Source organism: Xylophilus sp. GW821-FHT01B05 (assembly GCA_038961845.1).
Classification (GTDB): domain Bacteria; phylum Pseudomonadota; class Gammaproteobacteria; order Burkholderiales; family Burkholderiaceae_C; genus Xylophilus.
This window is the reverse complement of sequence record CP152408.1, coordinates 1,091,218-1,106,222: the sequence shown is the minus strand read 5'-3', so window position 1 is coordinate 1,106,222 and position 15,005 is coordinate 1,091,218. Positions and strand designations below refer to the sequence as shown.

Annotated in this window: 11 protein-coding genes; 1 reads left to right on the top strand and 10 read right to left on the bottom strand. The window is 67.6% G+C overall.

Annotation, left to right across the window (positions count from 1 at the left end):
- Positions 1-8: 8 nt before the first annotated feature.
- The 6 genes from glyQ to AAFF27_05175 all read right to left on the bottom strand — a co-directional run bounded on the left by glyQ (position 9) and on the right by AAFF27_05175 (position 7,097).
- Entirely contained in the window at positions 9-914 is a 906-nt protein-coding gene (gene glyQ, locus AAFF27_05200) for a glycine--tRNA ligase subunit alpha (protein ID XAH24593.1), read from the bottom strand.
- A 202-nt stretch (positions 915-1,116) separates the two neighbouring features.
- Complete coding sequence (locus AAFF27_05195) at positions 1,117-2,214, bottom strand: asparaginase (GenBank protein ID XAH24592.1); 1,098 nt, start codon at positions 2,212-2,214, stop codon at positions 1,117-1,119.
- A gap of 112 nt (positions 2,215-2,326) precedes the next feature.
- Positions 2,327-3,613, bottom strand: coding sequence for a Glu/Leu/Phe/Val dehydrogenase (locus tag AAFF27_05190; GenBank protein ID XAH24591.1), 1,287 nt, complete (start codon positions 3,611-3,613; stop codon positions 2,327-2,329).
- 224 nt (positions 3,614-3,837) lie between these two features.
- Positions 3,838-5,415 carry an apolipoprotein N-acyltransferase gene (gene lnt / locus AAFF27_05185; GenBank protein XAH24590.1) on the bottom strand — a complete coding sequence of 526 codons (1,578 nt, stop codon included), beginning with the start codon at positions 5,413-5,415 and terminating at the stop codon, positions 3,838-3,840.
- Positions 5,415-6,284, bottom strand: a complete 870-nt coding sequence (locus AAFF27_05180; protein ID XAH24589.1) for a transporter associated domain-containing protein — start codon at positions 6,282-6,284, stop codon at positions 5,415-5,417. The genes lnt and AAFF27_05180 overlap by 1 nt, the downstream gene beginning before the upstream one ends.
- A gap of 87 nt (positions 6,285-6,371) precedes the next feature.
- Positions 6,372-7,097 carry a GNAT family N-acetyltransferase gene (locus tag AAFF27_05175; GenBank protein XAH24588.1) on the bottom strand — a complete coding sequence of 242 codons (726 nt, stop codon included), beginning with the start codon at positions 7,095-7,097 and terminating at the stop codon, positions 6,372-6,374.
- Positions 7,098-7,234: 137 nt separating this feature from the next.
- Here AAFF27_05175 and AAFF27_05170 point away from each other — a divergent pair, with 137 nt between their 5' ends.
- Positions 7,235-8,497, top strand: coding sequence for an HD domain-containing phosphohydrolase (locus AAFF27_05170; GenBank protein XAH24587.1), 1,263 nt, complete (start codon positions 7,235-7,237; stop codon positions 8,495-8,497).
- Between the two features lie 132 nt (positions 8,498-8,629).
- Here AAFF27_05170 and AAFF27_05165 read toward each other — a convergent pair whose 3' ends face one another.
- From AAFF27_05165 to AAFF27_05150, 4 genes are all read right to left on the bottom strand, one after another.
- Entirely contained in the window at positions 8,630-9,103 is a 474-nt protein-coding gene (locus AAFF27_05165; GenBank protein XAH24586.1) for an Lrp/AsnC family transcriptional regulator, read from the bottom strand.
- Positions 9,104-9,139: 36 nt separating this feature from the next.
- Positions 9,140-10,738 carry a GMC family oxidoreductase N-terminal domain-containing protein gene (locus AAFF27_05160; GenBank protein XAH24585.1) on the bottom strand — a complete coding sequence of 533 codons (1,599 nt, stop codon included), beginning with the start codon at positions 10,736-10,738 and terminating at the stop codon, positions 9,140-9,142.
- Between the two features lie 40 nt (positions 10,739-10,778).
- The gene (locus AAFF27_05155) at positions 10,779-12,203 is read right to left on the bottom strand and encodes a coniferyl aldehyde dehydrogenase (protein XAH24584.1); all 1,425 of its coding nucleotides are present in this window, start codon (positions 12,201-12,203) and stop codon (positions 10,779-10,781) included.
- Positions 12,204-12,462: 259 nt separating this feature from the next.
- Positions 12,463-14,976: a sulfite reductase flavoprotein subunit alpha gene (locus AAFF27_05150; GenBank protein XAH24583.1), complete on the bottom strand. Its 2,514-nt coding sequence runs from the start codon at positions 14,974-14,976 to the stop codon at positions 12,463-12,465.
- Positions 14,977-15,005: the final 29 nt, after the last annotated feature.

Genomic DNA, 15,005 nt, shown 5'->3' with positions numbered 1-15,005 from the left:
CATTTCTCTCAGGCCGCCTTCTTCGTCATCTGCGCTACCCACTCGCGCGGTGCCATCGGGAAGCCCAGGCGCTCGCGGCTTTCGTAGTAGCTCTGTGCCACGGCACGCGCCAGGTTGCGGATGCGGCCGATGTAGGCCGCGCGCTCGGTCACGCTGATCGCACCGCGCGCATCCAGCAAGTTAAAGCTGTGCGCGGCCTTCAATACCTGCTCGTAGGCTGGCAACGCAAGCTGCTGCTCCATCAGGTGCTTGGCTTGCTTCTCGTGCGCGTTGAAGGCCGTGAACAAAAAGTCGGCGTCGCTGTGCTCGAAGTTGTAGGTCGACTGCTCGACCTCGTTCTGCTTGTAGACATCGCCATAGCTCAGGCCATCGGTCCACTGCAGGTTGTAGACGTTGTCCACGCCCTGCAGGTACATCGCCAGGCGCTCCAGGCCATAGGTGATCTCGCCGGTGATCGGCTTGCAGTCGATGCCGCCCACCTGCTGGAAGTAGGTGAACTGCGTGACTTCCATGCCGTTCAGCCACACCTCCCAGCCCAGGCCCCAGGCGCCGAGCGTGGGGTTCTCCCAGTCGTCTTCGACAAAGCGGATATCGTTCTTCTTCAGGTCAAAGCCCAACGCTTCGAGCGAGCCCAGGTACAGCTCCAGGATGTTGGAGGGCGCGGGCTTCAAGACCACCTGGTACTGGTAGTAGTGCTGCAGGCGATTGGGGTTCTCGCCATAGCGGCCATCCTTGGGGCGACGGCTCGGCTGCACATAGGCGGCCTTCCATGGCTCAGGGCCCAGGGCGCGCAGGAAGGTGGCGGTATGCGATGTGCCAGCACCGACTTCCATGTCGTAGGGCTGCAGTAACGCGCAGCCCTGGTCGGCCCAGTACGACTGCAGTTTCAGAATGATTTGCTGGAAGTTCAACATGGCGTGATGTGCTTCGGCGGGCCGACGCCCGCGCGGAAAGGGCGCGCACAACGAATCCCGTGCGGCCCGGTAAACCTTTGATTTTACGGGGCTGGCCGCCAACCCCCTTCTTCACGACACCACCATGAAAAAAGCCGCCGGCCCAAAGGGCTCGGCGGCTGTGTGTGACAGCTATCGGTTTCTTCTTTTTTCGGCTGGCGGATCAGTACTCCCAGAAGATCCGCTGCAGTTCCTTCGGATCGCGCGTCTTGGTCAGCGCGACCATGGTCAGGATGCGGGCCTTCTGCGGGTTCAGGTCGTGTGCAACCACCCAGTCGTACTTGTCATCAGGCTGCTCTGCATTGCGCAGCACGAAGCCGGCTGGCACGCGCGAGGAACGGATCACGTTGATGCCCTTGGCACGCAGTTCTTGCAGTGCCGGCACCAGGCGGTCAGCAACGGAGCCGTTGCCGGTGCCTGCATGCACGATGGCCTGCAGGCCAGGCGTGGCGCCGATGGCATCGACTGCCGAGCGCTGCACGTTGCCATAGGCGTAGACGATATCAACCACCGGCAGTGCCTGGATCTGGTCGATGTCGAATTCGCTCTGGTTGGTGTGGCGCTTTGCGAGCGAACGGAACCAGTAGTTCTTGCCCTCCACCACCATGCCCAGCGGGCCCCACTGGCTCTTGAAGGCATCGGTCTTGATGTTGGTCAGCTTGACCACATCGCGGCCGGACTGGATCTCGTCGTTCATCGTGACCAGCACGCCCTTGCCCACTGCATCTTTGGAGGCTGCGACGCTGACGGCGTCATACAGGTTGAGCGCGCCGTCGGCCGACAGTGCCGTGCCCGGACGCATGGAGCCGACCACCACGATGGGCTTGTCGGTGTGCACGGTGAGGTGCAGGAAGTAAGCGGTTTCTTCCAGCGTGTCGGTGCCGTGGGTGACCACGATGCCGTTCACGTCAGGCTGCTTGACCAGGGCCGACACGCGCTTGGCGAGCGTCAGCAGCGCGTCGTTGGTGAAGCTCTCGGAGGCGATCTGGAAGGTCTGCTCGCCACGCACGTTGGCAAGGTTCTTCAGCTCGGGCAGGCCGAGGATCAGCTTGTCGACTGCGACCTTGGCAGCGGCATAGCTCGCGCTGTTCACGGTGCTGGCGCCGGCGCCAGCAATGGTGCCGCCGGTGGCCAGGATCACCACATTGGGCTTGGCCGGATCGGGTGCCGCAACAGCTGCGGGTTGCGCCGATGCCAGCGAACCGAGGGCCAGCAAGCTGGCTCCGGCCATCCAGGCACGAAAGCGGGGGGACAGGTACATGAAACGATCTCCTTTGGTTGATGCAATAGACGAGCAAGGCACACGCAAGCCGCGTGCCACCTGCTTCGACAAGAACGCGAAGGGCGCGTGGACTACGCGCCCTGCCACTTGTTCAGGGGTAGAGCCCGCGCTCTTCGCGAGCGATGAGGATACGCTCGCAAGCCACGGCAAACGTGGCCGTGCGCAAGGTGATCTTGTGGCGATCAGCCGTGTCCCAGATGTGCAGCAGCGCGTCGGTCATGATCTTGTCCAGGCGCACATTGATCTCGTCTTCGGTCCAGAAGAAACTGCTGAAATCCTGCACCCATTCGAAGTAGCTGACGGTCACGCCGCCGGCATTGCAGATCACGTCCGGCACCACCAGGATGCCGCGGTCCTGCAGCACGTCATCGCCCTGCGGCAGCGTCGGGCCGTTGGCGCCTTCAAGCACCAGGCGCGCCTTGATGCGGCCCGCACGCTCGGCGGTGATCTGGCCTTCGAGTGCGGCCGGGATCAGGATGTCGCAGTCCACGTCCCAGAAGGCTTCGGAGTCAGCCGCTTCGCCTTCCTTGTGGTTGCCGATGCCGCCTTCGCGGGCCAGCGTGGCGCGCACCTTCTCGATGTCAAAGCCGTGCGGGTTGACGCGCGTGCCGCTGTGGTCCTGCATGGCGACGATCTTGCCGCCGGCGGCCACAAACAGCTCAGCCGCGGTGCTGCCCACATTGCCCATGCCCTGCACCGCAATGCGTGCGCCTTCGAGCGGCAGGCCCAGGCGCCGTGCTGCCTCGCGGCCGGTGACGAACACGCCGCGGCCGGTGGCCTTGACCCGGCCAAGCGAGCCACCCAGGTGGATCGGCTTGCCGGTGACCACGCCGGTAGCGGTGGCGCCGGTGTTCATGGAGTAGGTGTCCATCATCCAGCCCATGATCTGGGCGTTGGTGTTCACGTCTGGTGCCGGGATGTCGCGCTGCGGGCCGATGATGATGCCGATCTCGCTGGTGTAGCGCCGCGTCATGCGCTCCAGCTCCTTGTGCGAAAGCTGCGAGGGATCGACGCGAATACCGCCCTTGGCACCGCCGAAGGGCAGGCCCACGCCAGCCGTCTTCACCGTCATCCAGGCCGACAGCGCCATGACTTCTTCCAGCGTGACATCGGGGTGGAAGCGCACACCGCCCTTGCCCGGGCCGCGCGACAGGTTGTGCTGCACGCGGTAGCCCTCGAAGTGGCGCACCGTGCCGTCGTCCATTTCAATCGGCACATCGACGATCAGCGTGCGCTTGGGGCGCTTGAGCGTCTCAACCCACTTGGCCAGCGGGCCAAGGTAGGGAACCACCCGGTCCACCTGCGACAAGTAGGTAGTCCAAGGGCTGTCAGGGGCCGACTGGACAAACGAGAGAGGAACGGATTTCTCGAGCTTCATGGCTTGCTTTCCCGCCGCTGGCGGACAAACTGCGCAGGTAATGGGGGGCTCCGAAGCGCTCGGCATCCGGCTGCGACGACCCCGCTTGGCATCGTCACAGTACGGCACCGCAAACAGCACCGTGGCCCGGCGCGATGGTAGTCCTGCGGCGCCCGCTTAGGGGCATTTCACGTCATGCGTTTTGTGCATGAAGGCATGTGAACTGCCCCGCCACAAGACCCGGCTCAGTGCTTTCTGCGTTGCGCGGCAATGCCCGCGACCAGCAGCACAGCCAGTGCCATACCCCACAGCGGCAGCAGACCCCAGCGCGACGCCCAGCGGGCATAGGGCGTGAGCTGCGCATCGCTCAGCCCGCGTCCCTCCACCCAGGCCTCCAGCACGCCCCGCGAATAGCGCGGCAGCGCGGCAGTGACCCGGCCATGGTGGTCAATGACAACGGTGGCGCCGGTATTGGTGGCGCGCACCATCGGGCGCGCAAATTCCATCGTGCGCATGCGCGAGATCTGCAGATGCTGGTCGATCGCCACGCTGTCGCCGAACCAGCCGATATTGGTCAGGTTGACGAGGATGGTGGGCGCCCGCGCCGGATCGCTGAAGTTGCGTGCGATTTCCTCGCCGAACAAATCCTCATAGCAGATGTTGGGCGCCAATCGCTGGCCCTGCCAGTCGAAGGCCGGCTGGCCCAGGCCGCCACGGTTGAAGTCGCCCAGCGGGATGTTCATCATCTCGGTGAACCAGCGGAACATGGGCGGAATGAATTCGCCAAAAGGCACGAGGTGGTGCTTGTTGTAGCGGTAGGCCTGCGCCAAGCCTGGCGCCAGGCCGATGGCGGCGTTGCTGTAGCCTTCGCGCGGCGAGCCCAGCGGGATGCCCACCAGCGCGGCCTGCGTGCCGCTGGAGAAACGCTGCTGCAGCGCATCCAGGTAGCCCGCCGGCAGATCCTGCGGCAGCAGCGGAATGGCGGTCTCTGGCGCCACGACCAGCGCGGCACGCGCATCGCGTAATTGCTCGGCATACCACTGCAGGGCCAGCGGCACGCCGCTGCCGGGCTGGAACTTCTCGTCCTGCGGGATGTTGCCCTGCAGCAGCGCCACCGACAGCGTGGCGCCCGGCACCGGCGGCGCATCGTCGGCCGGCAACGGCCAGAGCGAGGCCGCAGCGATCACCACCAGCCCCAGGCCCAAGCCCAGCCAGCGGCGTGCCAAAACGCACAGCGCAAGCCATGCCGCCCCCACTGCCGCCAGGCCGCCCACGCCATAGACCCCGATCCAGGGCGCCAGCCAGGGCGCTGCACCGTCGACATGGGCATAGCCGCCAGCCCCCCACGGGAAGCCTGTGAACAGGCTGCCACGCAGCAGCTCGGCCAGCAGCCACAGCATGCCCAACAGCAGTGCACGCGCCGCCGGCGAGGCCGGCGCCCAGGCGCGCCAGCAGGCAGCAGCCAGGCCGTAGTACAGCGCAAGAAAAGCGGCCAGCCCCAACACAGCCGCCCCTGCCAGCGGCGCGGCCAGGCCGCCGTAGGTGTACATGGAGATGAACAGCCACCAGAAGGTGCCAGCCAGCCAGGCGGTGGCAAACCCCCAACCCAGCCACGCCGCCTGGCGCACTGAGGAGCTGCGCTCCAGCAACACGAACAAGCCTGCGAGCGACAGAATTTGCAGCCACCACAGCGGCTGCCCATGCCAAGGATCGGCGATGGACATCGCCTGCGCCAATCCCGCCACCACGGCAAAAGCCAGCGCGGCTGGCAGGCCAGGCCCCGGCGCGGACGAGAACGACCAGGCCGTGGCGGAGCGCGCCATCAGCCGGCGTCGGCAGCCGCTGCGGGCGACACCTTGAACCAGCGCACCGCCCCGCCCTTGACGTGCAGCACCTGGAACTGAAGGCCGCTCAGCACGCAGGTCTCGCCGCGGCGCGGCACATGGCCCAGCTCGTGCGAGATCAGGCCACCAATGGTGTCGAACTCTTCATCGGCGTCGCTGGCGTGCAGCGTCACCTCAAAGGCCTCGGCGACGCGCTCGACCGGCGTATCGCCGCTGACGCGGTAGGTGCGGTCGGCCAGGGCGAAGATGTCGCCCTCGTCCTCGGCGATGTCGAATTCGTCCTCGATCTCGCCGACGATTTCTTCCAGCACGTCCTCGATGGTGATCAGGCCGGCCACGCGGCCGAACTCGTCGATGACGATGGCCAGGTGGTTGCGGTTGCCTCGAAACTCGCGCAGCAGGTCGTTCAGGCCCTTGCTCTCGGGCACGAACACCGCTGGGCGCAGCAGCGCTCGAATATTGAGTTCAGGTGCGCGCTGGAGCTTGAGCAAATCCTTGGCAAGCAGGATGCCGATGATGTTCTCGCGCTCGCCGCTATAGACCGGGAAGCGCGAGTGCGCGGTGTCGATCACGAGGTACAGCAGCTCCTCATAGGGCGCGTCGATGTCCACCAGGTCCATGCGCGGCGCCGCCACCATCACGTCGCCCGCGGTCTTGTCCGCCAGGCGCAGCACGCCTTCGAGCATCACACGGGATTCGGCGCCGATCACGTCGTTGCTCTCGGCGGCGGAGAGGACTTCGATCAGCTCTTCCTTGGACTCGGGCGCCGGATGAATGAATTCGGCGACCTTCTGCAGGAATGTGCGCTTGTCTTCGCGTTCGACGCGCGCGGGGTGCGGTTCAGACACAGTCTGGAGGTGCAGGACGTGCAGTAGTGGGCAGGCGTCAAGGATAGCGCGGATCGGCCGTCGCGGCCGCACCGGGCATCCGGCGGACTATTGGCCTGAGCGCTGGCGGCCGTCGCGCACGCCCTGGCGGATTTCCTGGACGTCGCCGATCGCGTCCCAGAAATGCTTGGCCTGCACCTTGAGGCGGTAGTCCACCTCGGCGAACTGCTGCTCCAGCAGTTGCGACAGGCGGCTGTCCAGGTCCGCGGGCGGTAGGCGCAGATAGGCCTCGGCCTCGGAGCCGTCGCGCTGCACCGTGGCCCCGGCCTTGCGCGCGATGCTCAGCATGGCGCCGTTCTGGCTCAGCGCGTAGATGAAGATCTCGGCCACGCCGGCGTTGCGGGCATGCATCATGGCGCGCCGGAACAGGCGTGCGCCGTAGCCACGGCCACGTGCCGACTTGACCACGGAGACACCGAATTCCGCGCGGCTGCCCTGCCCCGGCTCGCGCCCATAGGCCAGGTGCGCGACCGCGATCAACTCCAGCCGGCGGTTGTAGATGCCAAAGATCTCGTCGCGCGCGAAGTCCAGTTCCTGGGCATAGCGCCGGATCTGCTCGTCGCTGGCGGCGTAGCCAAAACGCAGGTAGCGGTCTTCCGGGTCCAGCGCCAACAGGTGCGCGGCAATGCGCTCGCGGTAGGCGGGCCCAAGCGAGCGGATCGGCACCAAAGCAGGCGGCAGCGCCGGTGCGCCGTCATCCGCAGTACGCGAAGGGCGCAGCCAATGCCGTCCGGCATTGAGGGACGCTTGGAGCAGGGACACGGGAGCGATCATGGCCTGGATTTTAAGGGTTTTCCCTAGGCCCCATGTACTGCCATGTAAAGTCCACACAAGCCATGCAGCATCTGGCCCATGTCGGGGTCTGGCCCGCTTCCTGCATTTCTCCTGTCGGCCCCATGGAAAGAACCCTGATGCCCCCTGCTCCGAGCGGCGCCGCCCCGGACGCCAACCCGCATGCGCTGCAACTGATCGTGGACACCGCAGAGCAGCGCGACATCGTCGCGGCCGAGGACATCTACGACGAGCACGACGTCAAGCTCTGGTCCAGCGGCCAGCCCGTCACCCGCGCGCTGCAGCAGCGCCTGCTGGAGCGCAAGCTCAAGCGCCCGCTCGAATCCTGCCTGCGCGCCCAGGACGGCGTAACCCTGGCGAACCTGCTTGGCGATGCCGAGGCCTTCCTGGCCAGCGGGCACGCGCTGGCCCGCGCCGCACGGCCCCATGCCGCCGTGCTCACACGCGAGCTACGCCAGTTGAGCCTGCACCCAGTGGCACAGCTGCTGCTGACCACCGCCCGGACGTCGCAGCCCGCGACCTACGAGCATGCGGTGCGCGGCATGGTGCTGGCCGGCGCCATGGCCGGCGCGGCGCAAGCGCAAGACCACCATTTCGTGCGCCTGGCCTTGCTCGGCGGCCTGCTGCACGACATCGGCGAGATGTACGTGCACCCCTGGTACCTGCAGGCCGACCAGGCGCTGGGCCCGGAGGACTACCGCCACATCGTCGCCCACCCGCGCATCGGCGAATCGCTGCTGGCCTCGCAGACCGACTATCCCCCGGAGCTGGCGCGGGCCATCGGCGAACACCATGAGCGGCTCGACGGCAGCGGCTATCCGCGCCAGTTGGCGGGCGACGCCATATCGCCCCTCGGTCAGTTGCTGGCCGTGGTGGAAACCACGCAGGGCATTGCCGCGTCCGCCCCCAGCCCGCTGGCCCGCGCCAGCTTTGCTTTGCGGGCGATCCCGGGCGAGTACGCCAGTCGTTGGGCGGGCTTTATTGCCTCTGCCGCGCACGATGCGGCGGAAGACCTGGTGCACGTCCACGCCGCAGTGATGGCCGACGCCGGCAGCTTGGCCGATATCGATCTGCGGCTTGCAGCGGCCCTGCAGCGGGCCGATGCGCTGGTGGAGCGCGCCGGCAGCTCGGCCGGACTGCGCAGCGTGGCCGCCAAGGCCAGCCACCTGCTGCGCCGCCTGCGCACCGGCTGGAATGGCATGGGACTGTGGTCCACGGCCGGCCAGGACGATGCGGCCGAACCGCAGTTCGAGCGGCGCATGGCGCTGGGCGAACTGCGCTACCGGCTGACCGCACTCCAGCGCGAATGCCTGTGGCCCGCGCATGGCCTGACCGAGCGCGACCGTGCGGCCTTGCAGCCGTTGTGGGAGCAATTGACCTGACATGCAACGCCCCCAGGCTTTGCGCTTTGCGTCTCCGCCAACTCCCTGCAGGAGGCTGAGCATGGCCTGCTCCGCAGCCTTCTGCTTCTTTGTGCTCGACGCGATGTAAAGCGATGCGCCCAGTCAGGGCGCCTACACCGGCACGGCGGTGGTTGTTTTTACTCGGTCCAGTACGAAGCTGGTCTTGCAGTCTTCCACGCTGGGGTGCTTGAGCAGCGTGTCCATGATGAAGCGGCTGTAGTGCGCCATGTCGGCCACCACCACGCGCAGCAGGTAGTCCATCTCGCCGGTCAGGGCGGCGCACTCGACCACCTCGGGCCAGGTCTGCACGCTGGCGCGGAACAGGTCCATGGGGTTGCGCTTGTGCGTCTCGGTGTGCTTTTCCAGCCGCACGTTGAGGTAGGCGGTCAGCCCCAGGCCCACCGCCTCGGGCCGCACCAGGGCCACGTAGCGGTCGATCACGCGGGTTTCTTCCAGCCGCCGCACCCGGCGCAGCACGGCGCTGGGCGACAGGCCCACGGCCTCGGCGATCTGCTCGTAGGTGGCGCGGCCATCTGCCTGCAGCTTGCGCAGGATCAGGATATCAAGCTTGTCGAGTGCTTCCATGCGCTGCATTTTGCAGCTTTGTTGCGCAGATCCAGCTCAGCGAATAGGGGCAGCGTCCTCCAGCACCATGGCCGCACCCTTCTCGCCAATCATGATCGAGGGCGCGTTGGTGTTGCCGCCCACCAGCGTCGGCATGACGGATGCATCGATCACGCGCAGGCGCTCCAGGCCGCGCACGCGCAGCCGGTGGTCGACCACGGCCATCTCATCGCTGCCCATGCGGCAACTGCCGACCGGGTGGTAGTTGGTGTCGGTGCGGCGGCGCAGCAGCGCCACCAGTTCGTCCTCGCTGTGTACCTTGTCCACGTACATCTCTTGCGGCGCATAGCGCGCCAAGGGCGCGGCGGCCATGATCTCGCGCGACATCCGGTAGCCTTTCAACAGCACCGCCACGTCTTCGTCGTGCGCCAGGAAGTTGGGATCGATGCGCGGCGGCGCCAGCGGGTCAGCCGACTGCAGGCCGACCGAGCCCTGGCTTTTGGGCCGGAGCACGCAGACATGGCAGCTCATGCCATGGCTCGTGTGCAGCTTGCGGTTGTGGTCGTCGACGATGCCGGTCACCCAATGCAATTGCACATTCGGGCGGGCCAGCGCCGGGTCGGTGCGAAGAAAGCCGCCGGCCTCGGCAAAGTTGCTGGCAAACAGGCCGGTACGGTGCGCGCGGTACTCGAACAAGGCGCCTGCCATGGCCGCCAGGCCGCGCGGCGACAGACCGGCCAGCGAGCGGTCGGTGGTGGTGTAAGGCAGCACGTAGTCGGGATGGTCCACCAGCCCCTGGCCAACGCCGGGCAACGCATGGCGCTGCGCGATGCCGTGCGGCTGCAAGGCGGCCTCGCTGCCTATGCCTGACAGCAGCAGCAATTGCGGCGTGCCGAAGGCGCCTGCCGCCAGCAGGGTTTCGCGGCGGGCCCGCAGCTCCAAGGGGCGACCCTTCATGCGCAGCTGCACGCCGCGCACCGTCTTGCCCTCCAGCACCAGGCCGGTCGCATGCGCGCCGGTCAGCACCGTCAGGTTGGGGCGCACGCCGCGCAGTGGGTGCAGGAAGGCCACCGAGGCACTGCAGCGGCGCCCGTCGCGGATCGTCACGTCGTAGTGACCCACACCTTCCTGCTCGGCGGCATTGAAGTCGGTGTTGACGGGATACCCCGCCGCGCGCCCGGCCTCGACGAAGGCCTGGGTGGCCGGGTGCGCGGCCAGCGTGCCCACGTGCAACTCGCCGCCGGCACCATGGAAGGCATTCGCGCCACCATGGAAGTCTTCCGAGCGGCGGAACCAGGGCAGCACCTCGTCATAGGACCAGCCGGGGTTGCCCAGCGCGGCCCAATCGTCGTAGTCGCTGCGGTGGCCGCGGATATAGATCATCGCGTTGATGGCGCTGCTGCCGCCCAGCGTCTTGCCGCGCGGCTGGTAGCCCTGGCGACCACCCAGGCCGTGCTGCGGCACGGTCTTGAAGGCCCAGTTCACATGCCGCGTGGGCAGGATGCCGATGATGCCGCCGGGCATGTGGATCAGGGGTGAGCGGTCGCGCGGGCCGGCCTCGACCAGGCAGACGCTGACGGCCGGGTCTGCGCTCAGGCGATTGGCAAGCACACAGCCGGCCGAGCCGGCACCGACGATGACGTAGTCGAATTCCATGCTGTCTCCGTTCTTGTGATGGCGCGCGGACCTTGGCGATCTACCGCTTTGCGCGCAGGAACAGCCTCAGCGCCAGCCGCTGCACCCAACTGCCATAGGGCGGGTGGAACAGCTCTATCGGGAACCAGCGCTGCTCGGCAAACACCGCCTTGCCATGCGACAGCTCGCGAAAGCCCTCGGCGCCGTGGTAGTTGCCCATGCCCGAGGTGCCGATGCCGCCAAACGGCAAATCGTGGTTCACCACATGCCAGCCCCAGTCGTTCAAGGTGACGCCGCCCGCGTGCGTGCGCTGCAGCAGGGCATCGGACTCGGACTTGTCATGGCCGAAGTAGTAGAGCGCCAGCGGGCGCGTGCCGCGCTGGATATGGGCAATGGCATCGTCCATGCCACGGTAGGTGAAGACCGGCAGGATCGGGCCAAAGATTTCCTCGCGCGCCAGGCGCATGTCGGGCGTCACGCCCAGCACCACCTGCAGCGGCAGGCGCCGGCCCTGATCGGACATCTGGCTGCTCAGCACGCGCGCACCCTTGGCGCGGGCATCGTCGAGCAAGGCCTGCTGGCGCTGGTAAGCACGGTCGTGGATCACCGCCGTGTAGTCCTCGCTGCCGGGCGGGAAGAACTTGCCGGCCGCAGCCAGCACTTCAGCGGCGAAGGTGTCGGCCAGCTCTTCTGGCACCAGCGCGTAGTCGGGCGCGACACAGGTCTGGCCGCTGTTGACCGTCTTGCCATGCGCGATGCGGCGTGCCGCCACCGCCAAGGTGGCGCTGCGCGACACCACGGCCGGCGACTTGCCGCCCAGCTCCAGCGTCACTGGCGTCAGGTTGTCGGCCGCGGCGCGCATCACATGGCGACCCACCTCTGGTGAGCCGGTGAAGACCTGGTGGTCGAAGGGCAATGCGGTGAAGCACCGCGCCACCTCAGCATCGCCCTCGACCACGGCCACTTCATCTGCTGCGAAGACCTCCGCCAACATCGTTCGCAGCGCATGCGAGGTCTGCGGCGCGAATTCAGAGGTCTTCACCATGCAGCGGTTGCCGGCCGCCAGCGCGGTAGCCAGCGGGCCCAGCGCCAGGTAGATGGGGAAGTTCCACGGCACGACCACACCGACCACGCCCTTGGGCTGGTACATGACGTAGGCACGGTTGCTCAGGAACAGCAACTCCGTATGCCGCCGCGAAGGCTTCATCCAGCGCCGCAAACCGCCCAGCAGGTGGTTGATGTGCAGCACGCTGGGCAGCACGTCGACCATCATGGTCTCGGCCTCGGCGCGTGCACTGAAATCGCGCTTGGCGGCTTCAGCGAGTGCCGCAGCATGCTGGCGGATCGCCGCGCGCAGGCGGCGCAGCGTGCTGCGGCGTTGCTCCAGCGAGGGGTAAGGCGCCGCAGCAAAGGCGGCCTGCTGGCGCGCCAGCAGCGCGCCCAGCGCGTCTGCGTCCGCTGCGGTGTCGGGCACGAGGTCTGGCATCACGGGCGCTCCTGAAAACGCCGAGGCCTCGGCGAATTTCAGTATGTGAGAGCCGTGAGCGGACTGTCAATGGCGTCCGCCCGGAGGGCAGTAGACGTCGAGCCATGCACTACATGCGGCGGATGAAACCACCCAATGCAAAAGGCCGCGGAGCAGGCCAGGCGCAAACATCCGCGGAACCGGCTTGCCGGGCCGCTGGATGTGCCCCCTGCAAGGGGGTTGGCGCAGCGACACGCAGTGCGCGAAGCCTGGGGGTGTTTCAATAAATGTCGCGTCGGTAGCGGCCTTCGGCGATTAGATCCTCCAATGTGGCAGCGCCCAGGATGTCAGTCAGTGCCGCATCCACGCCCGCCGCCATGCCGTCCAGGCTGCCGCAGACGAACAGCACGGCGCCTTGCGCCAGCCAATCGCGCAGCACATCGGCCTGCTCGCGCAGCCGGTCCTGCACATAGATGCGGCTGGCCTGGTCGCGCGAGAACACGCGGTCCAGCAGCTCCAGTTGGCCCTGGGCCAGCCATTGCGTGATCTCGGCATCGCACAACAGGTCATGCGCGCGCTGGCGCTCGCCAAACAGCAGCCAGTTGCGCCGCCGGCCTGCGGCCACGCGCGCGCGCAGATGCGAGCGCAGACCAGCCAGGCCCGAGCCATTGCCGATGAAGATACAGGGCACATCACCCACGGCGGGCGCGAAGGCCGGGTTGTCGATCAGGCACAGCTCCAGCTCTGCGCCCAGGGGCGCATGGGCGGTGAGCCAACCCGAGGCCAGGCCCAGGCCGTTCTCATGCCGCTCCTGGCGTACCAGCAGTTGCAGGCTGCCGTCCTGCGGCAGCGAGGCGACCGAGTAGCGGCGCGGGCTGAGCGGCTGCAGGCTGTCGGCCAGCGCCTGGGCAGAGGCAAAGCTGCTGCCCGGCGCGGGCAGGGCGCTGCGCGACAGCTGCTCGGCCAGCGTGCCTTCGCCATCCATGCCCAAGGCCTGCAAACTGAGCGCGACCTGCTCTGGCGCATGGCGCGGCAGCAGGTCCAGCAGCGCGCCGGCGCGCCAGTCTTGCATGGCCTCTGGCGTGGCGGGGGTCAGTGTCAGTTCGAACAACGGGCCGCCGCTGCTGCCTGGGTTGAGCAGCTTGCGTTCGGTCAGGCGCCAGCGTTGATAGGCTGCGGGCGCCTCTACCGGCAATGCCACCGCGCTGCCTGCGAGCGCACCCAGTGCGGCGGACCAGCGCGCCAGCGCGACGGCATCGCTGTCATCGACCTCGACCATGGGAAACAGCGGCTGCGCATCGAGCTTTTGCAGGCCGTGGTCCAGCGTGTGGCCAAAGCCGCAGAAGCGCGCGTAGTGCCTGTCACCCAGCGCCAGCAGCCCGTACTGCAGATGGGCCAGCGCGGCGCCGCTACCGTGCGCCAATTGCTGGGCAAAGCGGCGCGCACTATCGGGCGGATCGCCGTCGCCAAAGGTGCTGGCGACGATGAGCGCGCGCCGGTGGTGGCGCAGTTGCTCCAGATCGAGCCGCCCCAAGGGCTGCACCGTCGCAGCCACGCCTGCCGCCTGCAGCGCCGCAGCGCTTTGCAAGGCGATGCGCTTGGCCGTGCCTGACTGACTGGCATAGGCCACCAGCACGCCCTCCCCGGCCATGGGCGCGGCTGCGGGCATGCGGGCGCGCTCCAATTTGAGCGCGCGCTTCTTGCGGCGCCGGTCCAGGTAGAGCATCCAGCCGGTGATGGCGAATGCAGGCAGGCCCAGCGCCGCCAAGGCCATGACGATGCGGCCGGGCAGGCCGAAGTAGGTGCCCATGTGCAGCGGGTAGATGGCGGCCAGGAAACGGCCGCCCATGGTCTTGTCGGCGTAGCGCTCGTCCTGCTTAACCTCGCCAGTGGCGGGCTGCACGCTCATGCGGTTGCGGGCGCGCTCGTGCGGCGCATCCAGCGCCAGCCAGGTGACGCTCAGCGCCTGGCCAGAGCGCGCGGGCAGGCGCAGCACCGCCTCTTCCCAGGGCCCGGCGGCGGGCTGAAACACCGCCCAGCCGCGCGCCAGTTCATCGGCCGTGAAGGGCTCAGCCGGCGGCCCGCTGCGGGGCGCGGCCGGCGCACGCGGTGGACGCGGTGAGCCCGCCAGTGCATCGACCTGGTCACGCACCACATCGAAGGCCCAGTAGATGCCAGTGCTGGTGAACACCAGGTACATCAGCAACGCCCAGGTGCCCAGCACCGAATGCAGGCCCCACAGGAAGGAGCGGCCCTTCAACGCGGGATCGAAAGTGAGCCAGGCACGCCAGTTCAGCGGCCGGCGTGGCCAGCGCAGGTACAGGCCCGACAGCGCCAGCCCCATCAGGCACAGCGCCAGGGTGCCGGCCGCGATGCGGCCCTGCGGGCGTGGCAGCAGCAGCCAGCGGTGCAGCTCTTCGACCCAGTCGAAAAAGCCGTCGCCGCGCAGCACAGGCTGCTGCGCGCCGGTGTAGGGATCGAGGTAGATCGCCTCGCCCCGGCGCTGGCCTTCGCGCGGCGCGAACAGCGCGCGCGCCGCCGTGCCGGGAACGCTGGAAACCGTCAGGGTCGTGACCACCCGCCCCGGCTGCGCCTGCTGCACGCCGGCCAGCAGTTGCGCCGGCGCCAGCACCGGCGCGTCGCGCAGAGCAACATGGCGCACGCCGGGGTTGATGGCATCCACCACCTCTTCGCGAAAGGCCAGCACGGCCCCGGTCAGGCCGATGACGACCAGCACGCTGCCGGCGGTGATGCCGACAAACCAGTGCAGCTGGAACCAGATTTTCTTGAACATGTCCATCGCGGGTGGCGGCGGGCTGGAGC